The 26061-nt window shown below is 64.7% G+C and carries 25 protein-coding genes and 1 riboswitch; of the genes, 13 read left to right on the forward strand and 12 right to left on the reverse strand.

From position 1 onward, the window contains the following. The first annotated feature begins 85 nt into the window (after positions 1-85). Complete coding sequence (locus P9228_RS25325; protein WP_278056122.1) at positions 86-1060, forward strand: nucleoside hydrolase; 975 nt, start codon at positions 86-88, stop codon at positions 1058-1060. Positions 1061-1090: 30 nt separating this feature from the next. Here the strand turns inward: P9228_RS25325 and P9228_RS25330 are convergent, their stop codons facing one another. Further along, positions 1091-1234: a hypothetical protein gene (locus P9228_RS25330; protein ID WP_156752689.1), complete on the reverse strand. Its 144-nt coding sequence runs from the start codon at positions 1232-1234 to the stop codon at positions 1091-1093. Between the two features lie 531 nt (positions 1235-1765). Between P9228_RS25330 and P9228_RS25335 the strand changes: the two genes are divergently transcribed. From P9228_RS25335 to P9228_RS25345, 3 genes are all read left to right on the forward strand, one after another. Continuing rightward, the gene (locus P9228_RS25335) at positions 1766-2491 is read left to right on the forward strand and encodes a hypothetical protein (protein WP_278056124.1); all 726 of its coding nucleotides are present in this window, start codon (positions 1766-1768) and stop codon (positions 2489-2491) included. A gap of 242 nt (positions 2492-2733) precedes the next feature. After that, on the forward strand, positions 2734-3141 hold the full coding sequence (locus P9228_RS25340) for a DOPA 4,5-dioxygenase family protein (protein ID WP_278056126.1): 408 nt from the start codon (positions 2734-2736) through the stop codon (positions 3139-3141). 83 nt (positions 3142-3224) lie between these two features. After that, a riboswitch (cobalamin riboswitch) is annotated at positions 3225-3416 on the forward strand. A gap of 89 nt (positions 3417-3505) precedes the next feature. Further along, complete coding sequence (locus P9228_RS25345; RefSeq protein ID WP_278056128.1) at positions 3506-4573, forward strand: HoxN/HupN/NixA family nickel/cobalt transporter; 1068 nt, start codon at positions 3506-3508, stop codon at positions 4571-4573. Positions 4574-5072: 499 nt separating this feature from the next. Here the strand turns inward: P9228_RS25345 and P9228_RS25350 are convergent, their stop codons facing one another. Then, complete coding sequence (locus P9228_RS25350; RefSeq protein ID WP_278056130.1) at positions 5073-6542, reverse strand: HWE histidine kinase domain-containing protein; 1470 nt, start codon at positions 6540-6542, stop codon at positions 5073-5075. Positions 6543-6858: 316 nt separating this feature from the next. Here P9228_RS25350 and P9228_RS25355 point away from each other — a divergent pair, with 316 nt between their 5' ends. Further along, positions 6859-7362 carry a group 1 truncated hemoglobin gene (locus P9228_RS25355; RefSeq protein WP_245307528.1) on the forward strand — a complete coding sequence of 168 codons (504 nt, stop codon included), beginning with the start codon at positions 6859-6861 and terminating at the stop codon, positions 7360-7362. 40 nt (positions 7363-7402) lie between these two features. Here P9228_RS25355 and P9228_RS25360 read toward each other — a convergent pair whose 3' ends face one another. From P9228_RS25360 to P9228_RS25375, 4 genes are all read right to left on the reverse strand, one after another. After that, positions 7403-7648, reverse strand: a complete 246-nt coding sequence (locus P9228_RS25360) for a MoaD/ThiS family protein (protein ID WP_066997117.1) — start codon at positions 7646-7648, stop codon at positions 7403-7405. 62 nt (positions 7649-7710) lie between these two features. After that, positions 7711-9975: a xanthine dehydrogenase family protein molybdopterin-binding subunit gene (locus tag P9228_RS25365; protein ID WP_278056134.1), complete on the reverse strand. Its 2265-nt coding sequence runs from the start codon at positions 9973-9975 to the stop codon at positions 7711-7713. Position 9976: 1 nt separating this feature from the next. After that, positions 9977-10453 carry a (2Fe-2S)-binding protein gene (locus P9228_RS25370; RefSeq protein WP_066997187.1) on the reverse strand — a complete coding sequence of 159 codons (477 nt, stop codon included), beginning with the start codon at positions 10451-10453 and terminating at the stop codon, positions 9977-9979. After that, a complete protein-coding gene (locus P9228_RS25375) occupies positions 10453-11313 on the reverse strand; it encodes a xanthine dehydrogenase family protein subunit M (protein ID WP_095824450.1) in 861 nt (286 codons plus the stop codon). The genes P9228_RS25370 and P9228_RS25375 overlap by 1 nt, the downstream gene beginning before the upstream one ends. Positions 11314-11536: 223 nt before the next feature. Between P9228_RS25375 and P9228_RS25380 the strand changes: the two genes are divergently transcribed. From P9228_RS25380 to P9228_RS25390, 3 genes are all read left to right on the forward strand, one after another. Continuing rightward, complete coding sequence (locus P9228_RS25380; RefSeq protein ID WP_278056137.1) at positions 11537-12859, forward strand: aminotransferase class I/II-fold pyridoxal phosphate-dependent enzyme; 1323 nt, start codon at positions 11537-11539, stop codon at positions 12857-12859. Positions 12860-12942: 83 nt separating this feature from the next. After that, positions 12943-14061 carry a branched-chain amino acid ABC transporter substrate-binding protein gene (locus P9228_RS25385; protein WP_095802572.1) on the forward strand — a complete coding sequence of 373 codons (1119 nt, stop codon included), beginning with the start codon at positions 12943-12945 and terminating at the stop codon, positions 14059-14061. Between the two features lie 99 nt (positions 14062-14160). After that, positions 14161-15054, forward strand: coding sequence for a LysR family transcriptional regulator (locus tag P9228_RS25390; protein ID WP_278056140.1), 894 nt, complete (start codon positions 14161-14163; stop codon positions 15052-15054). A 52-nt stretch (positions 15055-15106) separates the two neighbouring features. On the opposite strand, the gene P9228_RS25395 is transcribed toward P9228_RS25390, so the two are convergent. Then, positions 15107-15688, reverse strand: a complete 582-nt coding sequence (locus P9228_RS25395) for a TetR/AcrR family transcriptional regulator (RefSeq protein ID WP_095802571.1) — start codon at positions 15686-15688, stop codon at positions 15107-15109. A 141-nt stretch (positions 15689-15829) separates the two neighbouring features. On the opposite strand from P9228_RS25395, the gene P9228_RS25400 reads away from it, so the two are divergent. Beyond that, complete coding sequence (locus P9228_RS25400) at positions 15830-16687, forward strand: crotonase/enoyl-CoA hydratase family protein (protein WP_278056143.1); 858 nt, start codon at positions 15830-15832, stop codon at positions 16685-16687. On the opposite strand, the gene P9228_RS25405 is transcribed toward P9228_RS25400, so the two are convergent. The 5 genes from P9228_RS25405 to P9228_RS25425 all read right to left on the reverse strand — a co-directional run bounded on the left by P9228_RS25405 (position 16684) and on the right by P9228_RS25425 (position 21059). Next, on the reverse strand, positions 16684-16998 hold the full coding sequence (locus tag P9228_RS25405) for a cupredoxin family copper-binding protein (RefSeq protein ID WP_278056144.1): 315 nt from the start codon (positions 16996-16998) through the stop codon (positions 16684-16686). The genes P9228_RS25400 and P9228_RS25405 overlap by 4 nt on opposite strands. Next, positions 16995-17519: a DUF4142 domain-containing protein gene (locus P9228_RS25410; RefSeq protein ID WP_278056146.1), complete on the reverse strand. Its 525-nt coding sequence runs from the start codon at positions 17517-17519 to the stop codon at positions 16995-16997. Before P9228_RS25410 ends, P9228_RS25405 begins: the two co-directional genes overlap by 4 nt. 260 nt (positions 17520-17779) lie before the next feature. After that, the gene (locus tag P9228_RS25415; RefSeq protein WP_278056259.1) at positions 17780-18475 is read right to left on the reverse strand and encodes an RNA polymerase sigma factor; all 696 of its coding nucleotides are present in this window, start codon (positions 18473-18475) and stop codon (positions 17780-17782) included. A gap of 94 nt (positions 18476-18569) precedes the next feature. Then, positions 18570-19655 (reverse strand): HPP family protein, encoded by a 1086-nt coding sequence (locus tag P9228_RS25420; protein WP_278056148.1) that lies wholly within the window; start codon positions 19653-19655, stop codon positions 18570-18572. Between the two features lie 234 nt (positions 19656-19889). After that, positions 19890-21059: a cystathionine beta-lyase gene (locus P9228_RS25425; protein ID WP_278056149.1), complete on the reverse strand. Its 1170-nt coding sequence runs from the start codon at positions 21057-21059 to the stop codon at positions 19890-19892. A 600-nt stretch (positions 21060-21659) separates the two neighbouring features. Here P9228_RS25425 and P9228_RS25430 point away from each other — a divergent pair. The 4 genes from P9228_RS25430 (at position 21660) to P9228_RS25445 (ending at position 25919) form a co-directional block, all read left to right on the forward strand. Next, complete coding sequence (locus P9228_RS25430) at positions 21660-22688, forward strand: amino acid ABC transporter substrate-binding protein (RefSeq protein ID WP_066997146.1); 1029 nt, start codon at positions 21660-21662, stop codon at positions 22686-22688. A gap of 62 nt (positions 22689-22750) precedes the next feature. Beyond that, entirely contained in the window at positions 22751-23938 is a 1188-nt protein-coding gene (locus tag P9228_RS25435; RefSeq protein ID WP_127241988.1) for an amino acid ABC transporter permease, read from the forward strand. A gap of 4 nt (positions 23939-23942) precedes the next feature. Continuing rightward, positions 23943-25100, forward strand: a complete 1158-nt coding sequence (locus P9228_RS25440) for an amino acid ABC transporter permease (RefSeq protein ID WP_127241989.1) — start codon at positions 23943-23945, stop codon at positions 25098-25100. A gap of 15 nt (positions 25101-25115) precedes the next feature. Further along, the gene (locus tag P9228_RS25445) at positions 25116-25919 is read left to right on the forward strand and encodes an amino acid ABC transporter ATP-binding protein (RefSeq protein WP_066997155.1); all 804 of its coding nucleotides are present in this window, start codon (positions 25116-25118) and stop codon (positions 25917-25919) included. Positions 25920-26061: the final 142 nt, after the last annotated feature.

Below are 26061 nucleotides of genomic sequence, written 5' to 3' on the forward strand. Positions count from 1 at the left end.
TGATCGCGCTTCGTCCGGATGGCAACCTTGACGTCACCAGAGGCCCCGGTCTGTAATCGCCGCAGGCCAGGGAGAGGCGACCCCCATGGAAAAGATCATCCTCGACTGCGATCCGGGGCACGACGATGCCATCGCCATCCTGCTTGCGGCCGGCAACCCGAACATCGACCTTCTCGGCATCACCACGGTTTCGGGCAACCACACTGTCGAGAACACCACGCGCAATGCGCTCTCCGTATGCACGGCCTACGGCATAAAGGTGCCGGTGGCGAAAGGCTCTCCCGGCCCGCTGATCATCGACCAGGTGCTGGCCGTCGAGATCCACGGCGAGACCGGGCTCGATGGCCCGGAGCTGCCGCCCGCCTCGTTCGAGCTCGACAAGCGCCATGCCGTCGACTTCATCATCGAGACGGTCATGGCGCATGAGCCGAAAACCGTCACGCTGGTGCCGGTCGGGCCCTACACCAACATCGCTCTAGCCGTGCGCAAGGAGCCGCGCATCGTCGAGCGGGTGAAGCGGGTCGTCGCGATGGGCGGAAGTTTCACGCGCGGCAACATCACGCCCGCGGCCGAGTTCAACGTCTATGCCGACCCGGAGGCCGCAGACGTGGTGTTCCGCGCCGCTTGGGACGTCACCATGGTGGGGCTCGACCTCACGCACCAGGCCTTGGCCACCCCCGACCTGCAGGACAGGGTGCGCGCTGTCGGCGGCCCGATCGCCAAATTCATTCTCGATATCTGGGAGTTCATCGCGACCACGCATGGCGGCCTGCTGCAGATAGCCCATCCCGCCGTCCATGACGCCTGCTGCGTGGCGGCGATGATCGATGCAGGCGTCTTCACCACCGAGAAGGCCGATATCCGCGTCGAGCTTGCCGGACGGTGGACCAAGGGCATGACGGTCTGCAATTTCGAGAAGCTGGGCGGCATGCGCCATTTCGGCGGCACGGCGAGCGAGCAGGTCGATTTCCGCCATACCGTGGCGATGAAGCTCGACCATGCGAAATTCTGCGACCTGATCGTCGATGCGCTCGAGCGCCTCACCAGTCAAAAGGCGTGAGGCGCTCCAGGGGCAAGGCCTAGCCGGCCCTCACAGCAGGAACGATTGCCTGTCGCGCAATGTGGCGCTGATGGCGGCGATGCCGGTCTCGATCTCGCGCTTGTTGGCCAGGATCGCATCGCCGGCCGCACCCTCGACCATCGATCGCAACAGGTCGGCCTGGCCGACCAGCACCGCGTCCTTGTCGGCCAGCGCGACGAGCGTTGCGGCTTCGAGCCGGTAGCGCGGGCGCCTTGCCGCCCTGGGCGACTCTCAAGCCTCCAGGCCCGCGCACGCCAGGAAGTGGGGGAGAATTGGCCCGGCGAAGGCGAGACGGCCATTTCGACGAGAGCCCGGCGTCGGCATCAGCAACCGGCGCTGGCACGGTGGTGTCCTTGTTCTGTTGCATTTTAGTTGAAACTAATTTGAAAGTTACCCGTTAGCAGCGCGTAGGCGAGCTCAAACTTGCCCTGCTGTCGACAGCTAAGTTGAAAGGAGAAGTCCTAAGCCTTTTTCAGTGCTTGGCGTTGCCGAGACCGCTTTTCTATCATTCGTCTTTCGAGCGGCCTCCAGCCGCGCCGGTCACCGCCGAGGCCGATGCTTGGCAAGGCGAGAAGTCGCCATCGCTCGGCACGCATTCGCACGACGAAGGCTTCGCAGACCGCTGTCGAGCGGAACGCTCGATGAGGAGCCACACAAGGTTGGCCTTGGAACAAAGGTCTGGCCATGAAAAAATACCTAGCAGCCGCGCTGGCGATCGCCATCCCGATCGGGCCTGCCTCGGCGCTTGACGTCGGCGTGGGCGGCAAGGTCGGCGGCATCGGCGTGGGCGCCGGATTGGGCGCCGGTTCGCAAGGCGTGTCGGCGGGCGTGGGCGCCAGTGCCGACGGTGTCGGCGGCGCAAACGTCGGCGCATCGACCGGCGGCGGATCGCTCGGCGTCAATGCCGGCGGCAATCTGGGCAGCACCAGCACAGGCGTGTCGACAAGCGTGGGCGCCGCCGCCGCGGGCGACGATCCTTCCGCCGTCAGCGGATCGGCTGCCTCTGCGCAGAACCCGGCCGCGGTGCCGACAGCCCCTGCTTTGGCCAAAAGCGCGACGCAGACCATTGTGCTGCCTCCAGTGCTGAGGCCCTCCAGATCCGCCGGCGGCGACCTCCGGCGGGTCACCAAAGGCTATCGCATCGCGCCGCTGTCACCTCCGAAGGCGATACCCGGCACGCCGGCCGCCGTAGTGCGCGCCTGTCGCGCCGCGATCACGGCGGCCGCCAAGCCCCTCGGCGCCGTGCGTGTTTACACGGTCAGCGCCGGCCCCTTGCGTCAACGCCGAAGCGGGCTCAACGCGCCGATCGAGGTGCGCATAGACTATGACAGGCGAGGCGGCATCGAAGTGAGGCAGGCGAAAGTCGGCTGTCGCCTAGATGCGAAGGGCACGGTCACCGCGGTGATTTAGGGCAAAGGCAGAACGGCCATTGCCATCCTTCCTGCCGGTTGCAACCTCGGCGGTTTGGCAATTCCTCGCCCCCACAAGGTGGACGGGAGAGGTGGCTCGGCGCAGCCGAGACCGAGCGGGGGAGCGCAATATCCGACAACCCTGCCGACCGCAGGCGCAGACCGCGGCCGGCTGCAGACAAGGCGCCCGCGCTTCGGCTAGAGTTCCGCCGGGCGAAAAAATCATCGAAGGGGAGCATCGCGATGAACGAAGTCAGGCCGATCGCCGAGATCGCGAGCTATCACGCCCATATCTACTACGGCGGGGAGGCCGAGCGGCAGCATGCCGAATGGCTTCGCCAGCGCATCGCAGAGCGTTTCCGCGTGCGCCTGGGCAATTGGCGCGACGAGCCGGTCGGCCCGCACAAGCAAGCCATGTACCAGGTCTCCTTCGCCACCGAGATCTTTGCCACGCTGGTTCCCTGGCTGATGCTGAACCATGGCGGCCTGAGCATCCTCATCCATCCCAACACCACCAACCCCAAGCGCGACCACCTTATCGACCCGATCTGGATCGGACGGGCACTGCCGGTGAAGGGCGAGGTGCTTGGCGAGGAGGACGAGGCGGAAGAGGCGCTGGAGGTGAATACCGAGCCGACGCTGGGGGTGTGAGGGGGGGGGCGCAGCCCTTTCGTCACGATGGCGTGAGAGGCCGCTGGCCGTCGGAGTTGTTGATTGACTGGCCAATCGCGGTGTGGCGAATTCGCGCCGATGGTTCCCTTCGGGGATCAAAAGGGAACGCGGTGCGGAGAAATCCAAAGCCGTGGCTGCCCCCGCAACTGTAAGCGGCGTGCCGGTTTCACGATGCCACTGGCTGCATGGGCCGGGAAGGCGAAAGCGGCGGGAATCCGCGAGCCAGGAGACCTGCCATCATGGACGTCAAAGCAGAACATCGGACGGGGTGATCCGGTGTGCGCGCCTGGCCGGACGGCGGGGCGAGTTCCCTGCGATGACAGGCAACGTCAAAGGCAGAACCATGCTGATCCAACTATCGAAAATGCTGAACAAAACCGCGCCGGACCTGAAGGCCAGGCTGATTACAATCTACAGCGCACTCGCCATTCTCAACGTCGGGGCGTGGCTGTGGGCTTTCGTCGCCTTCCACGACAAGCCGACATTGCTTGGCGTCGCTCTCGTCATTTATGGCCTCGGCTTGCGCCATGCCGTCGATGCCGACCACATAGCGGCCATCGACAATGTCACGCGCAAGCTGATGCAGAACGGCAAACGGCCGGTCTCCGTCGGCTTCTTTTTCGCACTCGGCCATTCGACGATCGTCGTCATCGTCGCTGCGGCTATCGCGGCGGCAACGTCCCTGCTCGGCCGTTTCCAGAGCCTTCAGGAGATTGGCGGCACGATCAGTACCGGCGTTTCCGCACTCTTCCTGCTCGCCATCGCGGCGATGAACATCGTCATCTTCTTCTCGATCTACAGAAGTTATCGGCGGGTGCGGGCCGGTGGGGCGTTTGTCGAGGAGGACCTGGACCTGCTGCTCAACAATCGCGGCTTCCTGGCGCGCGTCTTCCGCCCGATGTTCCGGCTGGTGTCGCGCAGCTGGCACATGTTCCCACTTGGTTTCCTCTTCGGCCTTGGCTTCGACACCGCGACCGAAGTCGCCATGTTCGGCGTGTCCGCGGCACAAGCGGCCAAGGGCGTGCCGTTCGAAGCCATTCTGGTCTTCCCGGTGCTTTTCGCGGCCGGTATGTCACTGGTCGACACGACCGATGGTGTGATGATGCTCGGCGCCTATGAGTGGGCCTTCGTCAAGCCGATCCGCAAACTGTACTACAACATGACGATCACCCTGGTGTCGGTCCTTGTCGCAGTACTGATCGGCGGCATCGAGGCGCTCGGCCTGATCGGTGACAAGCTCGGTCTGTCGGGCGGCTTCTGGAACGGCGTCGGCACGCTCAACGACAATTTCAACAATCTGGGCTTCGCCATTATCGGCATCTTCATCGCCGCCTGGGCGATCTCCTACCTCGTCTACAAGGCCAAGGGGCTGGATGATGTGGAGAGCGCATCCGCAGCAAAGAATTCATAAACCGCCGGCTGCGGCTGGCTGCAGCAGGCCAGCCGCATCTCTCTGCCATCAGACCCCGGCGGGCTGCCAGCCTGCCTCCTTGAAGCGCCTCGGCAACAGAAAGCCGATGGCGGCAAAGCGACGATCGCCGGCCGCGTCAGCGGTGCCCGGCTTGACATTTCTGTTCCTATTTTGTTCACTGTTGGCCAGACAGCAACAGGAGATCGCCGGCCCGTGCGCACGCGCTTCAAAGGCATGCTGAGGACCCGTAGCCTAAGCCTTTGGACGCGTGACGGAATTCCGCGCTGGGATAAGCCGTGGGTTAAGGCCCAGGATAAGCCCCATAATCCATAAGCCAGTATCCAGAGTCCAAATATCCAGAGTCCAGAACAGAAAAGCTGGCGCTTTTCTGTTCGAAAAAAACCGGGAAGGGAAGGCAAAAAATGGGAGCAGCGCAGGCCATTCGGCCCACGGCGGGACGGCGAGGGCTCGGCGGCGCCTCCTCAGGATGCAAACGCCTTCACGTCAGCCCGCCGATCTGCTCATCGCCGTCCAGCTCCGCCCCGCGGGCGACAACCACGTTGGCGAGCGGCGCCGAAAGCGTCCAGCGAACGAGGCCAGGCAGCCGTTCCATGGAGGCGTGGCCGGAGAGGCTGGTGGGGACGACGCGCTGGAGAACGACGCTGCCGAAGCCTTTGTGTGGCTTGGCATCGGCGGCCGCGGCAGGTTCGGAAAAATGTTCCTCCCAGACCAGCTCGAAATCGCTGCCTTCGGGGGCCGGGGCTACCCGCCAGTCCATTCGCACGGTTCCGGTGTCGCCGGCCAGGGCGCCGTATTTCGTCGCGTTGGTGCCCAGCTCATGCAGCGCCATGCCGATGTTCTGCACCGCGTTCAGCCGCAGCGTCACGTCCGGCCCGGATGGCGAGATGCGCTCTTCGTGTCCGAACGGCCGCAAATGTTCGCGCACAAGGTCGGCCATGCCTGCGCCGCGCCAGTCGTTGAGCACCAAGAGGTCGTGCGAGCGCGACAGCGCCATGATCCGTTCGCGGATCTGGTGTTCGAACGCGCGCGGGTCGGTCGCGCGTTTGCTCGTCTCGCGGATCATGGAAAGGATCACGGCGTACTGGTTTTTGACGCGGTGGTTCACCTCGCGCATCAAGAGTTGGATCTGCTGTTCGCTCGCCCGTTTTTCGGTGATGTCGGCGGCCATGCCGAACCATTCCAGGATGCTGCCGGTGTCATCGACGATCGGGATTGCCCGTGAGGTGGTCCAGCCGGCGGACCCGTCGGCGCGCCGCACCCTGTGCTCGAGCTCGAACACGCCGCGCTCCACGATGGCGCGCTCGATCGCCGCCTGGATGCTCGCCTGGTCTTCCGGGAACAGGTATTCGTCGCGCCAGCGGATCGCCGGCCCCTGGGCGCTCGACAGGAAGCCGCGGCCGTCCAACTCATGCATTTCCTGCCAGTCCGGGCTCATCCGGTAAACCACGTCGGAGCTAGCATTGACCAGCGCGCGAAACCGCTGCTCGCTTTCGCGCACCTTTGCTGCCGCCAGCACCCGGGCCGTGGTCTCCGAAACGATGCAGAGCACGGCTTCGACCGTGCCGTCCTGCGCCCGCACTGCGGAATAGGAGATGTCGAAATAGACCGTCTCGCCGACCAGGCCGGATCGTTCGATGTAGAAAGGCCGGTCCCTGGCCGAGAAGGTTTCGCCGGTTTCGAGAACTCCGCGCAGCAGCGGCTCGAGGTCGGTCCAGAGCTCGGACCAGTTTTCCTCGGCGGGACGGCCGAGCGCGCGCGGATGCTTGTCGCCAATGGTCGGCGCGTAGGCGTCATTGTAGAGCGCGACAAACTCCGGCCCGCAGAAAAGCACGATCTGGGCTTCGGCGGCGAGCATCAGGTCGACCGTCGTCCTCAGGCTGAGCGTCCATGTCTCGATCGGCCCGAGCGGGCTTTCCGACCAGGGATATTCGCGAATGAATCGCGCCATCTCGCCGTTTCCGCGAGGCCACGATTCACGGAAGAGCCCGTCAGCCATAGGCGCATTAACGCGCGACGCCGTTTATGTATCCGTCTCCGTCACGCAAAATTTTAGCCATCGTGAATAGACGCCAGGCTGCCGGTCCGCCGGAGGAATATTTCGGGCGCAGTTTCGTTAGTTCCTCATACGATGCCGTTTGAGGCAAAGTGCATATGTCCCGCAATCACGCATTGAAGCCGCCAGAGCGGCCGGCTCTGGCGCAACGGAGGTACCAGAGATGAAAACGGCTGTTTCGACCTCTCTTTCGAGACGAAGCGTCGTCGCCGTGCTGGCGGCGGCGGCCGCGTCGACCGCCATGTTGCCCGCCGGCGATGCGCTGGCGCAGACCAAGCAGACCGCGCCGGACAAGAGTCTATACGATCGGCTGGGGGGCGTGTTCGCCATCGCAGCCGTGGTCGATCACTTCAGCGACGCCGTCGTGAAAAACCCCATCGTCGGCAAGAAGTCCAAGAACCCGCAACTGCGCAAATGGCACACCAAGAACCTCGAACGGCTGCCGGGCCTCAAGTTCATGCGTACGCTGTGGGTGTGCGATGTTTCCGGCGGCCCCTTCAAGTTCGTGGCCACCGAGCCGGGCGCGACGCCGCTCGGCCTCGAGGAGGCCCACAAGGACCTGAAGATTTCTCCCGCCGAATTCGACGAGGTCGCAGCGGAACTCGGGCGGACGCTCGACCGCTTCAAGGTTCCGAAAGCCGAAAAGACCGAGGTCCTGGAAGCCTTTGCCGCGCACAAGGATGAGGTCACTGCCGGCTCTGTCAAAAAGGGGTGAGGCTCAGTGCGAATCCGGCGAAGGCGGTCGGCCGCTCCGCCTATCCACCCGCCAGCCGCGGCAGCAGGAAAATCTCCGCCCCCGGCGGCAGTTCCTTCGACCATGTGTCGCGATAGATCGTCCCGTCGATCGCGACCGCGATGCCGCGATCGAGCAGGGGTTCGAACGCGGGATGCTGTTCCGCAAGCTTGCGGAACAGCTCCCTGATGTCCTTGGCCTCGATGTCGAGCTTGTCCTTGCCTCCGGCGGCGGCGCTGAGCGAGCCCCAGAGCGTGACTTGGACCATTATCGCCTGATCCTCATTGGACCGTGACGTGAGCTGAAAACCGCTTCGCGCTTTTCAGCATGCTAGCCTTCCCGTTCGGCCTCGAGCGCTGCAAGAATCCGCGGCGGCGACATCGGGATGTGGCTCATGCGCACGCCCACCGCGTTCGACACCGCGTTGGCGATCGCCGCCAGCGGCGGCACGATCGAGGTCTCGCCGACGCCGCGCACCCCGTAGGGATGGTTGGGGTTGGGGATTTCGAGGATCTGCGTGTCGATCATCGGCAGGTCGGAGCAGACCGGGATGCGGTAGTCGAGGAAGCCCGGGTTCTGCAGGCGGCCGTCCTTGCCGTAGATATACTCCTCGTTGAGCGCCCAGCCGATGCCTTGCGCGGCACCGCCCTGGTACTGGCCCTCGACATAGGTCGGGTGCACCGCCTTGCCGGCATCCTGCACCACCGTGTAGCGGATCACCCTGGTCGAGCCGGTCTCGGGATCGACCTCGACGTCGCAGATATGGGTGGCGAAGGAGACGCCGGCGCCGTCGGCGACGAGCTCGCTATGCCCGGCGATCGGCCCGCCGGTCTTGCCGGACTGTGCGGCGATCTCCTTCAGCGACAGCTTGCCGAGATTGCCGTGCTTCTCGCCCTTGGCGACCGCGTGGCCTTTTTCCCAGGCAACGTCGTCGACCGAGATGTCCCACATCTGCGCGGCGCGCTCGCGCAGCACCTTGATGGCGTTGCGGGCGGCCGAGATGGTCGCCATCGAGGAGGAGAAGGTGCCGCGGCTGCCGTCGGTCATGTCGTTGTAACCGAGGCTGGAAGTGTCGGCGACGATCGCCTTGACCTGGCTGTAGTCGATGCCGAGCTCCTCCGCCGCCACCAGCGACAGCGACGCGCGGGAACCACCGACGTCGACTGTGCCGACGGCGAGCGACACCGTGCCGTCCATGCCGACGTTCAAGTCGGTGCAGGTCTGGCCGCCGAAGTTGAACCAGAAGCCGCAGGCCATGCCGCGGCCTTGGTTCTGAGCCAGCGGCGCGCGCATATGCGGGTGCTCCTTGACCGCCTCGAGCGTCGGTCCGATGCCGATCGGGCCGTAGACCGGGCCGTAGGAGGCGCGGGTGCCTTCCTGCGCCGCATTCTTGATGCGGAACTCGACCGGATCGATGCCGATCTCCTTGGCGAGCTCGTCGACAGCGCTTTCCACCGCGAACGCCGCCATCGGCGCCGAGGGCGCGCGATAGGCCGCGGTCTTCGGCCGGTTGACCAGCACTTCGTAGCCGACGGTCTTGACGTTCTCCAGCTTGTAGCAGGCGAATGCCGTCATGGCGCCGATCTCCGCCCACATGCCGGCATAGGGGCCGCAGGTGTAGCGCAGCGTCGCTTCGGCGGCGGTGATGGTGCCGTCCTTCCTCGCGCCGATCTTGACGTCGATCGAGGTGGCGCTGGTTGGCCCTGAGGCGCGGAACACTTCGTCGCGGGTCATCACCAGCTTCACCGGGCGGCCGGCCTTGCGCGACAGGGCCAGCGCCACCGGCTCGGCCCAGACATGGGTCTTGCCGCCGAAGCCGCCGCCGATCTCGGAAGAGGTGACGCGCAGCTTCGAGACTTCGAGGCCGAGCAGCTGGGCGCAATGCTGGCGATAGACGAAATGGCCTTGCGTGCAGACCCAGAGATCGGCCGTGCCGTCGGGATTGACGCTCGCCACGCAGGCATGCGGCTCGATATAGCCCTGATGCGTCTGCTCGGTCTTGAAGGAGCGCTCGACGACGAAATCGGCCTGGGCAAAACCCTGGTGGACGTCGCCATGGCCGTATTGCGTGCGCTTGGAGACGTTGGACGGCTTGACCGGCTTTTCCTCCAGCCCTTCGGTGAAGATGGCATCGTTGATGAGCGGGGCGTGGTGCTGCATCGCCTCGTCGACGTCGGTCACATGCGGCAGCACCTCATAGTCGACCTCGATCAGCTTCAGCGCCTGCCTGGCGGTGCGGGCATCGATCGCCGCCACCGCGGCCACGGCATGGCCATCATAGAGCGCCTTCTTGCGCGCCATGCAATTGTCGAGGGTGTCGAACATGGCGGCATCGCCATCGGTCAGGTCCGGCAGGTCTTTCGCCGTGATCACCGCCTTCACGCCGGCGAGCTTTTCGGCTTTCGAGGTGTCGATCTTCTTGATGATCGCGTGGGCGTGCGGGCTGCGAAGCACACGGCCGACCAGCTGCCCGGCCATGTTGAAGTCGGCGCCGTAGCGGGCACGTCCCGTCACCTTGTCGACGCCGTCGGGGCGGAGCGGGCGCGTGCCGACAGATGAGAAGCTGCGTCCCGAGTAGCGCGGATCGAAATTCATCTCAGGCTCCCTTCATCACGTTTGCCGCGTCCTGGACGGCGCGCACGATCTTGTCATAGCCGGTGCAGCGGCAGAGATTGCCGGCGAGCCCGAAGCGGATTTCCTCCTCGGTCGGGGAGGGGTTCTTCTCGAGCAGATCCTTCGCCGCAATCAAAAAACCTGGCGTGCAGATGCCGCATTGCAAGGCGGCGTGCTCGAGGAATTTCTGCTGCAGCGGATGCAGCTGGTCGCCATGCGCCATGCCTTCGATGGTCTCGATCTGGCGGCCTTCGGCCTCGGCGCCGAGCACCAGGCAGGAGCACACCAGCCGGTTGTCGACGATGACGCTGCAGGCGCCGCAGTCGCCGGTCCCGCAGCCTTCCTTGGCGCCGGTCAGTCCCAGCCGGTCGCGCAGCACGTCGAGCAGCGTCTCGTCCGGCTGGCAAAGATATTCGACGTGATCGCCGTTGATTGTCGTTGAAACCGCTACACCGGCCATCATTTGCCTCCTGCACGCTCATAGGCGGTGGTGGCGACACGCTTCGCCAGCACACCCGCAACTTTCCGTCTGAATTCGATGGTGCCGCGCTTGTCGTCGATCGGGCGGCAGGCGCCCGCGCAGATCTTGGCGAGCCGCTCCAGCGTCGCCTCATCCAGCTTCGAGCCGACGAGCACCTCGGCCGCCTCCTCGACCAGCAGCACCGTGGGCGCCGCGGCGCCCAGCGCCACGCGGGCCGACTTGATCGCGCCCGCCTCGCCGAGCGTCAGGTTCACGCCGGCGCTGACCACGGCGATGTCCATCTCGGTGCGCGGAATGAAGCGCTGATAGGCGTCGCCTGCATTTGGCGCGCGCTTGTCGAGCAGGATCGCCTCGATGATCTCGCCCTTGGCCAGCGAGGTACGGCCCGGTCCGGTCGGCACGGCTTCCACGGGGATCGTGCGCCTGCCGTTCGGCCCGGCAACAACAGCCTTGGCGCCGGCAGCCACCAGCGCCGGCACGCTGTCGGCGGCGGGCGAGGCGTTGCAGAGATTGCCGACGATTGTGCAGCGTCCCTGCACCTGCTTCGAGCCGATCAGCTTGGCCGCCTCGACGACGCCCGGCCAGGCCTTCTTCAGCGCCGCGTTCTCGCCGAGCACCGCGCAGGGCACCGCGGCGCCGATGCTGAAGCCTTCTGCCGTTTCCTTGATTTCGCTAAGGCCCGCGATCGCCTTGATGTCGACGATCAGCTCGGGCTCGATGAAGCCGCCCTTCATCCTCACCAGAAGGTCGCTGCCTCCGGCAAGGATCGCGGCCGGGCCGGCCGCGCTGGCCAACAGGCCGGCGGCCTCTTCTATTGATTGCGGACGTATGTAGCGCATCGTCTCCCCTTGGTGGTCATGATCAGATCGACCGTTATAAAGACTCTCCTTATAATGACCATCCGCTTCCTGCATTGCACCACCTAAGTCAGGCGCATTGCCCTAATTCCTACCCCTAAATTTTCTAAGCCTAGCCGCTAGAACTACTCGTTTGCGCCCGGCCGGCCAAGCCTCCACCATGCCCTGACGAGCCGGACATCGCATCCGGCACAGGGAGGTTTCGATGACCGCTCTTGCCCGCAGGCCCTGGGTTCCCGCCCATTGCGAGGATTTTATCCAGGCGCTGGCGACCGCCACAAGCGGGCAGGGGAACGACGCCGTGCTCGCCGCGATAGAGGGCGCAATCACGCTCAACCGGCAAATCCACGAGGCCGACTGCATCAACCTCAATCCGGCGACCAATGTAATGAACCCGAAGGCGGAGGCCGCGCTTGCCGCCCGGCTCGGCTCGCGTCCGTCGCTCGGCTATCCCGACGACAAATACGAGATGGGACTGGAGGGCGTCGAACGCATCGAGGTCATCGCCGCCGAGCTTGCGGCGCAAGTCTTCGGCGCGAAATATGCCGAAATCCGCGTCCCTTCCGGCGCCATCGCCAACCTCTACGCTTTCATGGTCGCGGCGCGGCCAGGCGACGCCATCATCGCGCCGCCGCCGGCCATCGGCGGCCATGTCACGCACCATATGGCGGGCTGCGCCGGCCTGTACGGGCTGGAGATTCATGCCGCGCCCGTCGATGCCGGCGGCTACACGGTCGATATCGAGAGGCTGCGCGCGCTTGCCCTTAAGATCAGGCCGAAGATGATCACCATCGGCAGCAGCCTCAATCTGCTGCCGCATCCCATCCAGGAAATCAGGGCGATCGCCGACGAGGTCGGTGCGCTGGTGCTGTTCGATGCCGCGCATCTCTGCGGCATGATCGCCGGACAGGCCTGGCAGCAGCCGCTGGAGGAGGGCGCCCATATGATGACGATGAGCACCTATAAGAGCCTCGGCGGCCCGCCTTCGGGCCTGATCGTCACCAACGACGCCGAGATCGCCGAAAAGCTCGACCGCATCGCCTTTCCCGGCATGACCGCCAATTTCGATGCCGCCAAGGCCGCCGCCCTGGCCATCACCATGCTCGACTGGAAGGCGCATGGCCGGGCCTATGCCGCCGCCATGGCCGGCACCGCCAAGGCGCTGGCAAGCGCGCTGGCTGAGCGCGGCCTGCCGGTGTTCTCGACGGCCAAGGGGCACACCGCCTCGCATCAGTTCGCCATCGAAGCGGCGGAGTTCGGCGGCGGCCAGGCGGCGGCGAAGCGGCTGAGGCGTGCAAACATCCTCACCTGCGGCATCGGCCTGCCGGTCACGGCGATCGATGGCGACATGAACGGCCTGCGCTTCGGCACGCCCGAGATCGTGCGCTGGGGCATGACGGAGAAGGACATGCCCGAGCTTGCCGCCCTCATCGCCAGGGGACTGCGTGGCAACGATGCCGTGGAGGATGTCGCGGCGGATGTGAGTGCATTCCGGCGCCGGTTCACGAAGCTACATTTCGTCAGCTGAGCGCCTGAACCCGCGGGCAGGGAGCCCGCTTCGTCAAAAGCAAGGGCCGCGGGCGAGAAGCCCGCCTTCTTCAACAAAGGGGAATGACCATGCGCATGATTCTGCGATTGATGACTGCTGCCCTGATGGCCGCCGCCGCCGGCGTCGCCAGGGCGGATATCGTGCTCGGCGTCGCCGGCCCGATGTCGGGGCCGAACGCCGCCTATGGCGAGCAGTACCGCGTCGGCGTCGAGACGGCGATCCAGCGCATAAACGCCAATGGCGGCGTGCTCGGTCAGAAGCTCAGCGTCTCGGTCGGCGACGATGTCTCCGACCCCAAGCAGGGCGTGTCGGTCGCCAACAAGTTCGTCGCCGACGGCGTGCACTATGTCGTCGGCCACTACAATTCCGGTGTCACCATTCCGGCCTCGGAGATTTATGCAGAAAACGGCGTGCTCTTCGTCACGCCCACGGCCACCAACCCGATGGTGACTGAGCGAGGCCTATGGGACGCGTTCCGGGCCTGCGGCCGCGACGACCAGCAGGGCATCATCGCCGCGAAATTCGTGCTCGAGCGTTTTGCCGGCAAGAAGGTCGCGATCGTCGACGACAAGTCGACGGCCGGCAAGGGCCTCGCCGACGAGATGGCCAAGGCCTACAATTCCGGCGGCGGCAAGGAGGTGCTGCGCGAGGAGATCAACCCGGGCGAGAAGGACTACAGCGCGCTTGTCGCAAAGATCAAGGAGTCGGGCGCCGACCTTGTCTATTATGGCGGCCAGCACACAGAGGCCGGCCTCATCGTGCGCCAGATGCACGACCAGGGCGTCAAGACGGTCCTGATGGGCGGCGACGGCATATCCAACAGCGAGTTCGGCGCCATCGGCGGCGATGGCGCGGCCGGCACGCTGATGACGTCCTTCCCCGATCCGGCGAGCTTTCCCGAAGCCAAAGACGCGGTCGCCGACCTGAAGGCGAAGAATGTGCCCACTGAAGCCGTCACGCTCTACGCCTATGCCGCCACCCAGATCCTCGCCGAGGCGATCGCCAAGGCAAAGGTCGACGACCCGAAGGCGGCGTCCGAGTATCTCCATTCGGGAGCAGCCATCCCGACCGTGCTTGGCACCATTTCCTATGACGACAAAGGGGATATCAAGCAGCCGGGCTTCGTCGTATTTGAGTGGCGGAAGGTCGACGGCAAGCTCGTTCCGGTGGCCCTCAAATAGACTTGAGGTCCTGGAGGCGAGCGCAGGCGGTCGCCGTTCTTTCGCTCGAAGCATTGCCGCGCCGTCATGGCAGGCGGCGCGGCACTGGAAAAGTTGCAGATGGCCGTCAATCCGCCGCGACCGCGCATGCCGCCGCTCAACGCTCTCAGGGCCTTCGAGGCGGCGGCACGCCATGAAAGCTTCGCCAAGGCGGCGGACGAACTCGGCGTGACCCCCGCCGCCGTCTCGCATCAGGTGAAGGCCCTGGAGGCTTGGCTAGGCTCTCCGCTTTTCGTGCGTCACGCGCAAGGCCTGCACCTCACCGATGCTGGGCGTTCGGCGCTACCCTCGTTTTCCACCGCCTTCGACGCCTTGGGGCTCGCCGTCCAGGAATTGCGTATCTCGGCGCCCCGGCCGCAGGTCAGCGTCGCGGCATTGCCTTCGATCGCGCAGCTCTGGCTGGCGCCGCGGCTGCCGGCCCTACGCGCGGCGCATCCGACGCTGCGCCCCTCCATTCATGCGCTGGAAGAGCCGCCGGACTTCCGGCGCGAGCCTTTCGACCTCGCTATTTTCCTCACCAGATCGGGCGCCGGCCGATCCTTCAAGCTCTGCGACGATGTCATCTTTCCTGTCTGCGCGCCGGCGCTGGCCAGACAATTGAAGACGCCGGCCGAACTTTCCTCGCAGTTGCTGCTCTGGGACACCACCTGGACGGAGGATTGGAGCCTTTGGTTCGAAGTCGCCGGCGTGAAAGGCCCGTCGATCGAAACAGGTTCCGAATTCTCGCTCTACAGCATGGCTGTGCAGGCCGCCGTCGACGGCGCCGGCGTTTTGATGGGGCATGAGGCGCTGGTGTCGCGCGCTCTCGCCGCCGGCTCGCTGGTGGCGCCGTTTCCCGAATTGCGCGTGCCGACCGGCCGCGCTCTCTCGATTCTCGCACCGGACCGTCCGCCCGCGCCCGCCGCCACCATGATCGACTGGCTGCTGGCAGAGGAGGGGGCAGCGCGCGGCTGAGGCTGCCGGAATTGCCCGTCGCGGTCCACGGGGTCAGGACGCCGGGCGAGGTCTACGCCGCTGCCATCCGCGCCCGCACCAGCGTCGCGGCGGCGTGGCCGGCGGCGGTGATGTAGTCGGGATTGTGATGGATCAGCATGCTGGAAAAGGCGCCGTCCATCAGAAGCACGATCTCGCGCGCCAGCATCTTCGGCTCGCGCACGCCATGGCTAGAAAGCTCGCCCGCCAGCCATTTCTCGAAATTGCTCTTATGGCGCGAGCCCGCCTTCACCGCCGGATGGCCGGGCATCGCGGCGAGTTCGGCGGCCGTGCGCAGGAATCCGCAGCCCTTCCATTTGACGTGCCGCGCCACGCGCGCCAGATGGGTGAAGATCGCCGCGACCTTCTTGTCCGCGCCGCCTTGCGCCGCCTCGAACCAGCCGGCCATCTGCTTGAGGTTCGGCTGGTCGCGGCTGTCGAGATAGGCCGTGATCAGCTCGTCCTTGCTCTTGAAGTGGTAGTAGAGCGTGCGCTTGGTCAGCCCCGCCTTTTCCGCCACGGCATCGACGCTGACGCGGCCGATGCCTTCGGCATAGAAGAGTTTTGCCGCCGCGTCGACGAGGCGTTTCCTGGTCGGATTGGGCTTCTCGATCATCCATGAAGTATACCGACTAGTGAATATACAAACAAGCCGAAAGCTGATCCCTTGCAGCCGTTCCACAGAGCAATTCCAGGAAACTGCGCAGCGGCTTCCGTCCGGAATTGCGGAGAAAAACGAACGGCTAAGGAGAACACTATGACCGAGCCCGTGCTTTGCGAAATCCGCGACCGCGTCGCGGTGCTGACGCTCAACCGCCCCGAAAAGCTCAATGCCCTGAATTACGGCCTTATCGACCGCCTGCTGGCGATCCTCGACAGGATAGAGACCGACGATGCCGTGCGTGCCGTGATCCTCACCGGGGCAGGGGAGCGCGCCTTCTCGGCCGGCGGCGACATCCACGAATTCGCGTTGAGCGTGGCCGAAGGCACGGATGTCGCGCTGCGCGATTTCGTCATGCGCGGCCAGCGGCTGACGGCGCGGCTGGAAGCGTTCCGCAAGCCGGTCATCGCCGCCGTCAACGGCCTTGCCTTCGGCGGTGGCTGCGAGATCACCGAGGCGGTGCCGCTGGCGGTCGCCAGCGACCGCGCCCTGTTCGCCAAGCCCGAAATAAAGCTCGCCATGCCGCCGACCTTCGGCGGCACGCAGCGCCTGCCGAGGCTTGCCGGGCGCAAACGCGCGCTCGAACTGCTGCTTACCGGCGAGCCTTTCTCGCCCGCGCGGGCGCTGGAGCTCGGGCTGGTCAACAAAGTCGTGCCGCATGAGGAGTTGATGCCCGCCGCGCTCGATCTTGCGAACCGCATCATCCGCCATTCGCAGGCGGCGGTGGCTGGCATCCTCACCGCGGTGGCGCGCGGCATCAACCTTAACATCGCCGAGGGCCTGCTGGTCGAGGCCGAGCAGTTCGCCCGCATGGCCCCGACCGCCGACCTCGGCGAAGGGCTCAGCGCCTGGATCGAGCGGCGCCAGCCCATCTATGACGGCTCATGGACGCACGTCACCCGGCTCAGCGAGGCACGGCGCGCCTCGCTTCGGCGCGATCCCGCGGCGGACTAGGGCGCCACGTTGAGGTGCCCCTTCATGTTGGGATGGAAGCGGCAGAAATAGTCGACCGCTCCCGCTTGCTTGAGCGTGATCCTGCCTTTCGCTTTCGGCGGGATCATGACCTCCCAGCCGCCCTTCACCGTCGCGGTGTGGGCGATGACGTCCTTGTTCACCCACTCGATCGTGTCGCCGACCTTGGCCTCGACGCTCGCCGGCGAGTAGACCAGCCTGTCGATCGTCACCTCGATGGTGGCGGCGAGCGCCGGCGAAGCGACAAGCGCCAGCGCCAGCGAGCCGAGCAGCGATAACGCGCCCGCCCTCATTTCAACGTGCTGGCGACATGCTCGGCATGCTGCTCATGTCCCTGGAAGATTTTCAGCCCCGTCTCGAGCAGGCTCTTCAACTCGGCATTGCTGGCCGAAGGAATGAGCAGGGTTTCGAGCGCGCCGTTGACCTGCTTGTGATACGCGACCTCGTTCTCGATATAGGCCTTGTCGAAGGCAGTGCCCTCGAGCTTCGCCAGCTTGGCGCGCTCTTCCTTCGCCGCCTTGGTCAGCGCCTGGCTGGTAGCGTTGTCTTCCGGCTTCACCTTCAGCTTCTTCACCAGGTCGAGAGCCTGCTTGTTCACCGCCTCGTGGTCGCGCTCCATATCCTTGGCAAAGTCGACGACCTCCTTGGTTTTCGACTTCTGGATCGCCAGCTTCGCCGCCTCGATGTCGAGCACGCCGGCCGTATAGGCGATATGGGCGATCTGCGGGTCGGTCGGCTTCTCGGCGGCCCCAGCTAGCGGCGCTGCGCTGACGAGGAGGAAGGCTGCGAGGGCTGCGGTCGGTCGGGTAAACATGGCATCTCCTTCGCCCGGCGCAGAGGCACCGGGCTTATCCTGGGTTGACGGCCATTGGATGCGGGAGAGGGCGAAACGTTCCCGGGAAAAGTAGCGGGACACATATGTTGGAGATTGCATGTTGGAGTTTGGCCGAAAAGCTCATCACTTCGTCATCCCAGGGCCAAGCAAGGAGCGGAACGACGCAGCGCAGACCCTAGCACGAAGGGATGGCGGCGATGCCTATCCTCAACGCGGGCTTCGCAAAATCTGAACGCGCCTCAGGCCTCGAACCCCAGCCTCTTCATCACCGCCTGCGTGAGCCGTTCGCAGCGCCGGCCGGCGAAAGGAAAAGCGTCGAGCAGCACCGGGCCGATCTCGTCGTCCAGCGCCTTGCGCACCAAGGCACGCGCCCGGTGCAGCCTTGTCTTCACCGTTTCCGGCCTGATGCCGAGCAGGTCGGCGGTTTCCTCGATGCTCAATCCCTCGATGACGCGGGCGACGAAGACCGTGCGATAGACATCGGGAAGGCTGTCGGTCGCCCGCTCGACAAGCCCGAGGATCTGCCGCTGCGCCATTGTCCGCTCCGGATCGTCGCCAGGGTTCAAGTCGCTTGAATTCAAAGGAAACCGGATGATCTGCGCGTCAGGGTTTTCAGGCATTGCCACGATGCGCTTTTTCTTGCGCAGCCGGCCGAGCGCCTCGTTGATGACGATGCGCGACAGCCAGGTCGAGAGCGAGGCATCGCCGCGGAAGCTGTCGAGGCTGGCGAAGGCGCGCATATAGGCTTCCTGCACGATGTCCTCGGCCTCGGCGTCGTTGCGTACCACGCCGCGCGCGATGCGGTAGAGCCGCTGGTTGTGCGTCTTGATGATCAAGCGAAAGGCGCCCGGGTCCCGTGCCAGGGTCCGGCGCACCAACGCCATCTCGCCGGCCTCCGCCGCCGAAACCGCGGCGGCCTGACTTGCTGACTTCATCATCGCGCCCCGATCTCCCGACAGGCGTTGCATCCGGGCAATTGGACGCGTCTGCCGGCAAAAGGTTCCCGGATTTTCCCGATCCAGTCGCGCGCTATGCTACAGCTTTCAGCGGCGGCCTGTCTGCGGCCTGCGCGCGGGCGGCGGCGGCAAGCAGATCGGTCTGGGTGATGAGTCCGAGAATATGCCGTCCGGCGTCGACGATCACCACCGCATGGCTGCGCCCGTCGGTCAGCAGCGGCAGCAGGCTCATCGCCGGCGTCTCGGGCGAGGCCGTGCAGGCCTTCGACATCACGCCCTTCACGGTGTCGGTCGCTTGCGTCAGTTCGCGCAGGCCGACGGCGCCGACCAGCCTCGCCTCGGCGTCGACCACCGGCAGGGTGCGGATATTGTGGTCGAGAAGCTGCTTGCGCGCCTCGTCGGCGGTGGCGTTCTCCGACATCGAGATCACGTCGCGGGACATGATGTCCCGGCAGAGCAGCGTCCGATGCGCGCGCACCATCGCCTGCAGCTCGACCTGGCGCAGCAGCCTTTCGATGTCGTCACGGTCGATGTCGAAGGTCTCGTCGAGTGCCGCCAGGGCGGCATCGACATCCTCGGGCCGGAAGCCGACGCGCTCCGCCGGCGGCCGGTCGGCTGTGCCGTGGCTGTTGGCGGCAGGCTGAGGCACATGCGGATAGTTGCGCCGCGACAGCTTGTGGAACAGGAAACCGAGCGTCACCAATATGATCGAGTTCAGCGCCACCGGCACGAAGGGAAACAGGAAGCCGGCGCTGATCACGGCCGGCCCGCCAAGCACGCCGGTGAGGGCTGCCGCACCGCCCGGCGGATGCAGTGAGCGCGTAAACGACATGGCGGCGATCGCCAGCGCCACCGCCAGCCCGGAGGCGATCACCGGGTTGTGCACGAAATGCGCCACCGTCACGCCGACCAGCGCGGAGATCGTGTTGCCGCCGATGATCGACCAGGGCTGCGCCAACGGGCTCGACGGAACGGCAAAGAGCAGCACGGCGGACGCGCCCATCGGCGCCACCAGCATCGCCACATGCGGTCCGTTGCCCATGGCGAGCCCGCTGATCACGCCGGTCAGCGCGATGCCGATGGTCGCGCCGATGCAGGCAAGCAGCCGCTCGCGCAGCGTCGCGCCGGCAAGGATCGGAACGAAGAGGCGGAACGCCATGGCAGCCCCAGGTCGAAATGGCTTGAACTGTCGAATGGTGGAATTTGCGCTGCCCGAAATGCCGCCGAAGCCACGGATTTGGAAGCCAAACCAATCCGTATATTCGCGGCTGGAGAGAATATTATTGCAGCGCGGATCGCCTGCGAGATGCCGCCAGCGGCCTCGGCTTTCTCAATCGCGCCAAGGTCTTAGGCCGTCCGCGGATTCAGTTTGGCAACGGCTCTAGCCCGTCGCTCAGGCCTCGGCCGCGGCGGCGAGGCCGCGCTGGATGTCGGCCTTGAGGTCCTCGACGTCTTCCAGCCCGATCTGCAGGCGGATCAGCGGCCCGGCATAGGAGCCCTTGGCGATGGTGCGGTCGCCGAGGAAAACCGGCACCGCAAGGCTCTCATAGCCGCCCCAGGAGTAGCCGAGGCCGAAGATGGTCAGCGCGTCGAGGAAGGCGTGCTGCGCCTTCTGTCCGCCGCCATTCAGAACGATCGAAAAGACGCCGCTCGAGCCGCAGAAATCGCGCTTCCAGAGCGCATGGTCGGGATGGCTCGGCAGCGCCGGATGCAGCACCTGCGCCACGCTCGGCTGCTCCTCCAGCCAGCGCGCGATTTCGAGCGCGCTCTTCTGGTGCTGCTCCAGCCTCACCCCCATGGTGCGCAGGCCGCGCAGCGTCTGATAGATGTCGTCCGGGCCCGAACAGCAGCCCAGCGTGCAGAACCCTTCATAGAGCTGCTTCCAGCAAGCCTCATTGGCCGAGACCAGGCCGAGCAGCACGTCCGAATGGCCGGCCGGGTATTTGGTTGCCGCATGGATCGAGATGTCGACGCCGTGGTCGAGCGGCTTGAAGTAGAGCGGCGTCGCCCAGGTGTTGTCCATCATGAGGATGGCATTTGCCGCATGCGCCGCCTGGGCGATGGCCGGAATGTCCTGCACCTCATAGGTGTTCGATCCCGGCGACTCGGTGAACACCACCTTGGTGTTGGGCTTGATCAGCGAAGCAATCCCGGCGCCGATGCGCGGATCGTAATATTCGACTTCGATGCCGAGCCGCTTCAGCATCGTATCGGCGAAATTCCGCGTCGGGTGATAGACCGAATCGACGATCAAAACATGATCGCCGGCCGAGACGAAGGTGAGCAGGGGAATCGTCACCGCAGCCAGTCCCGACGGCACGGCGATCGTGCCGGCCGACCCTTCCAGCGCATCGACGGCGAGCGTGAGCGCATCCATCGTCGGCGTGCCGCGCGTCCCGTAGGTGTATTTCTGGCTGCGCGAGGCCATCGAGGCGGCGTCGGGGTAAAGCACCGTCGAGGCATGCACGACCGGCGGATTGACGAAGCCGAAATAGTCGCGCGGGTTGTTGCCGGAATGGGCAAGCAGCGTGTTGATGCCGATGTTGCTGCCGTCTGTCGCCATAGTTCGTCGCTCGTCGCCCATAGTTCGTCGCTCGTCGCCCATAGTTCGTCGCTCGTCGCAGTGTGTCAGGGGCTCAGCCATAGAGCGATGGAACTGGTCGCGCAACCGCTGCGAACCCGCCAAGCGATGGTGTTTGGCTGGGCCAAATGAGAGGTCGCCGGCTCATCTTTCGTGCTCTTTGCAGGCTTCCGGCGACGATGCGCCGGAGGCAGCCCGGCGCGCCTTTCTTCGCTACGAATCACGCCAGTCCTTCCATTGGCGCCAACAAGTAGTAAGAGGCGGGAGTTCAGGTAACGGCCAAAATTTCGATGGCGCCGGACTTGCCGGTCCCGGCTGCAGCTCTTGACCAATTTGCGAGCGCTTTTGGCTGCAATTCGGTGATTTGCGGCAATCGGTTTTCAAACGTGTCGCAATTCGGTCATTTCCCTTGACCTCACAGGAATAATCGCCTTCGATGCGTTTCGTGAATGGGAGGCAGTGCATCGGCGAAACGATGCGGGTCCGGGAGCGGGCCCAAGTGGGAGCTGCATTCACAAACGAAAAAAGATCAAGCGTCGCCTGCAATTAGGGGCGCCTGTAACAGAAAAGGGTCTGTGGGTCATGAAACACATTGCATTGGGCATGCTTGGCGCCGCCGCGCTCGGGCTCATGGCGTCCGCCGCTTCGGCCGGCACGCTCGACACCGTCAAGCAGAAGGGCTTCATCCAGTGCGGCGTCTCGACCGGCCTCGCCGGCTTCTCGGCGCCGGACGACAAGGGCGACTGGAAGGGCATCGATGCGGATTTCTGCCGCGCCGTCGCGGCCGCCGTCTTCGGTGACGGCTCCAAGGTCAAGTTCACGCCGCTCAGCGCCAAGGAGCGTTTCACCGCCCTGCAGTCGGGCGAGATCGATATCCTCTCGCGCAACACCACCTGGACGAGCAACCGCGACAGCGCGCTCGGCCTCGATTTTGTCGGCGTCACCTATTATGACGGCCAGGGCTTCATGATCAACGCCAAGAAGCTGCCGGGTGTGAACTCCGCGCTGCAGCTTTCGGGCGCCGCGGTCTGCGTGCAGAGCGGCACCACCACGGAGCTCAACCTCGCCGACTACTTCAAGAAGAACAAGATGGAGTACAACCCCGTCGTGTTCGAGAAGCTGGAAGAGGTCAACGCCGCCTATGATTCCGGCCGCTGCGACGCCTACACCACCGACCAGTCCGGCCTTTACGGCATCCGCCTGACGCTCTCCTCGCCCGCCGACCACGTGGTGCTGCCCGAGATCATCTCCAAGGAACCGCTCGGTCCGGCCGTGCGCCAGGGCGACGATCAATGGGCCCATATCGCGCGGTGGACGTATTTTGCGCTGCTCAATGCCGAGGAAGCCGGCATCACGCAGGCCAATGTCGAGGAGATGAAGTCGTCGACCGATCCGAACATCCAGCGCCTCCTTGGCACTGAGCCCGATGGCAAGTACGGCGCCGATCTCGGCCTCTCCAACGACTGGGTTGTCAACATCATCAAGGCGGTCGGCAACTACGGCGAAATGTTCGAGCGCAATGTCGGCTCGGGCAGCCCGCTCAAGATCGCGCGCGGCATCAACGCTCTGTGGACGAAGGGCGGCCTGCAATATGGTCCGCCGGTTCGCTGATGGAAATGTGATCCGGGAGGCAGGTCGTCTGCCTCCCGGTTTCTCTTTTCAGGGGATCGTCTATGGCTTCGCAGGAAATCCTTCGGCAGGAGCCGGGTCGCGGCTCCTTCATCAATGACCCGAAAATACGCGCCCTGTTCTTTCAGACGCTGGTCGTAATTCTTCTGTTCGTCTCGATCTGGTGGATCGTCAACAACGTCATCGAGAACCTCCAGCGCCTTCACATCGCCTCAGGCTTCCAGTTCCTCAGGAACAGGGCCGGTTTCGATATCTCCGACACGCCGATTGCCTATACGTCGGACGCAACCTATGGCCGTGCGCTCATCGTCGGCCTGCTCAACACAATCATCGTTGCCGCCGCCGGCATTGTCCTCGCCACCATAGTCGGCTTCATCATTGGCATCGGCCGGCTATCGCAAAATTGGCTGATCCGTAAGATCTGCACGGTCTATGTCGAGATCTTCCGCAATATCCCGCCGCTGCTGGTCATCTTCTTCTGGTATTCGGGCGTGCTCGCGGTGCTGCCGCCGCCGCGCGAGAGCTATCACCTGCCGTTCGGCTCCTTCCTCAACCAGCGCGGCTTCTATTTTCCGCGCGGCATCTGGGGCGACGGCTCCTGGCTGATCCTGGTTGCATTTGTCGTAGCGCTGGCCATGGCATGGTTTGTCGCGCACCGGGCGCGCCAGCGGCAGATGGCCACCGGCCAGCAATTCCCGGTGTTCTGGACCTCGGTCGGCCTGATCGTCGGACTGCCCGTGCTCGCCTTCCTGCTCGCCGGCATGCCGCTTACCTTCGACTTCCCGAAGCAGTCGACCTTCAATTTGACGGGCGGATTTCAGATCAAGCCTGAGTTCCTGTCGCTCCTGCTGGCGCTTTCCTTCTACACGGCCGCCTTCATCGCCGAGATCGTGCGCGCCGGCATCAAGGGCGTGAGCAAAGGCCAGAGCGAAGCGGCGGCTGCACTCGGCCTGCGTTCCGGGCCGATCCTGCGCCTGGTGGTGATTCCGCAGGCGATGCGCATCGTCATCCCGCCGCTCACCAGCCAGTATCTGAACCTGACCAAGAACTCGTCGCTGGCGATCGCCATCGGCTACCCCGATCTCACGGCCACCGCCGGCACGGTGCTCAACCAGACCGGCCAGGCGGTCGAAGGCGTGTTCCTTATGATGATCGCTTATCTAGTGCTGAGCCTCGTCACCTCTGCAGTGATGAACGTGGTGAACGCCAGAATGGCGCTGGTGGAAAGGTAGGGCCATGCAGGAACATGGTATGTCCTGGGTGCGCACGGAGATGGCGCTGGCGCAGTCGGCGCCTCCTGGCGAGCGCGGCGCCTATGCCTGGGTGCGCAAGAACCTGACCGCCTCGGTTGGCGACACTATCCTGACCATCCTCGGCATCGCCATAGTCGCCTGGATCCTGCCGCAGGTCATCAACTGGGCCTTCATAAACGCAGTGTGGACCGGGCCGGACCGCACGGTCTGCGCCACCGTGTCGCAAGGCGGCATCCAGCCCGACGGCTGGACCGGCGCCTGCTGGGCCTTCGTCAACGCCAAGTTCGGTCAGTTCATGTTCGGCACCTATCACATCGAGGAACGCTGGCGGCCTATCCTGGTCGCCATCCTGTTCGTGGTGTTGCTGGTGCCTATGCTGATCCCGCGCGTGCCGCGCAAGGGGCTGAACGCCATCCTGCTCTTCCTCGTGCTGCCGGTCGTCGCCCACTTCCTTTTGGTCGGCGGCGTGTTCGGCCTGCCGCATGTCGAGACCTCGCGCTGGGGTGGGCTGCTGGTGACGCTCAGTCTCTCCTTCGTTGGTATGGCCGTGTCGCTGCCGCTCGGCATCGCTCTGGCGCTCGGCCGTCGCTCCCAGATGCCGATCGTCAAATGGCTTTGCGTCGTCTTCATCGAGACGGTGCGCGGCATTCCGCTGATCACCGTGCTGTTCTTCGCCAGCGTCATGCTGCCGCTTTTCCTTCCCGAGGGCGTTACCTTCGACAAGTACCTCAGGGCGCTGATCGGCGTGTCGCTGTTTGCCGCCGCCTATATGGCGGAAGTGGTGCGCGGCGGCCTCCAGGCGATCCCGAAGGGCCAGTATGAGGGCGCCGATTCGCTCGGCCTCGGCTATTGGCAGAAGATGGGCTTGATCGTGCTGCCGCAGGCGCTGAAGCTGGTCATTCCCGGCATCGTCAACACCTTCATCGGCATGTTCAAGGACACCAGCCTGGTGCTCATCATCTCGATGTTCGACCTGCTCGGCGTGGTGAAGCAGAATTTCTCCGATCCCAACTGGGCGACGCCGCAGACCCCGAAGTCCGGCTTGATCTTCGCCGCCTTCGTGTTCTGGCTGTTCTGCTTCGGCATGTCGCGCTATTCAATGTATACCGAGCGCCGGCTGGACACCGGCTACAAACGATAAAAAGGGGAATTGGCCATGGCCACCGAAAACGCCGTCAGCGCGGAAGACCTCAAGGTCGACGCCAAGAAGATGCACATCTCGACGACAGATGTCGCCATCGACATCGTCGGCATGCACAAATGGTATGGCGAGTTCCATGTGCTGAAGGACATCAACCTCAAGGTGATGCGCGGCGAGCGCATTGTCATCTGCGGCCCGTCCGGCTCCGGCAAGTCCACCATGATCCGCTGCATCAACCGCCTGGAAGAGCACCAGAAGGGCAAGATCATCGTCGACGGCAAGGAACTCACCAACGATCTGAAGAAGATCGACGAGGTGCGCCGCGAGGTCGGCATGGTGTTCCAGCACTTCAACCTGTTCCCGCATCTGACAATCCTGGAGAACTGCACGCTGGCGCCGATCTGGGTGCGCAAGACGCCGAAGAAGCAGGCCGAGGAAATCGCCATGCATTTCCTGAAGCGCGTCAAGATCCCGGAGCAGGCCAACAAATATCCTGGACAGCTCTCCGGGGGCCAGCAGCAGCGCGTGGCGATCGCCCGCTCGCTCTGCATGAACCCGCGCATCATGCTGTTCGACGAGCCGACCTCGGCGCTCGACCCTGAAATGATCAAGGAAGTGCTGGAGACGATGGTTGGCCTTGCCGAAGAAGGCATGACGATGCTTTGCGTCACCCACGAGATGGGCTTTGCCCGCAAGGTCGCCAACCGGGTGATCTTCATGGATCAGGGCCAGATCGTCGAGCAGAACACGCCGGCCGAGTTCTTCGATAATCCGCGCCATGAGCGGACGAAACTGTTCTTGTCGCAGATCCTGCACTGAGCTTCTGACGCCAATTCGAGAAGCCCGGCCGCCAACGGCCGGGCTTTTGAGCGACCGGTTGGTGAAGCGCGCTGCCGGTCTCGCCTTCCATAGTTGTCGAGGCGCGGTAGCATTGGCGGTCGTGCAGGACACCGCTGCAGCG

This window comes from Mesorhizobium sp. WSM4898 (genome assembly GCF_029625845.1).
In the GTDB taxonomy this organism is placed as follows: domain Bacteria; phylum Pseudomonadota; class Alphaproteobacteria; order Rhizobiales; family Rhizobiaceae; genus Mesorhizobium.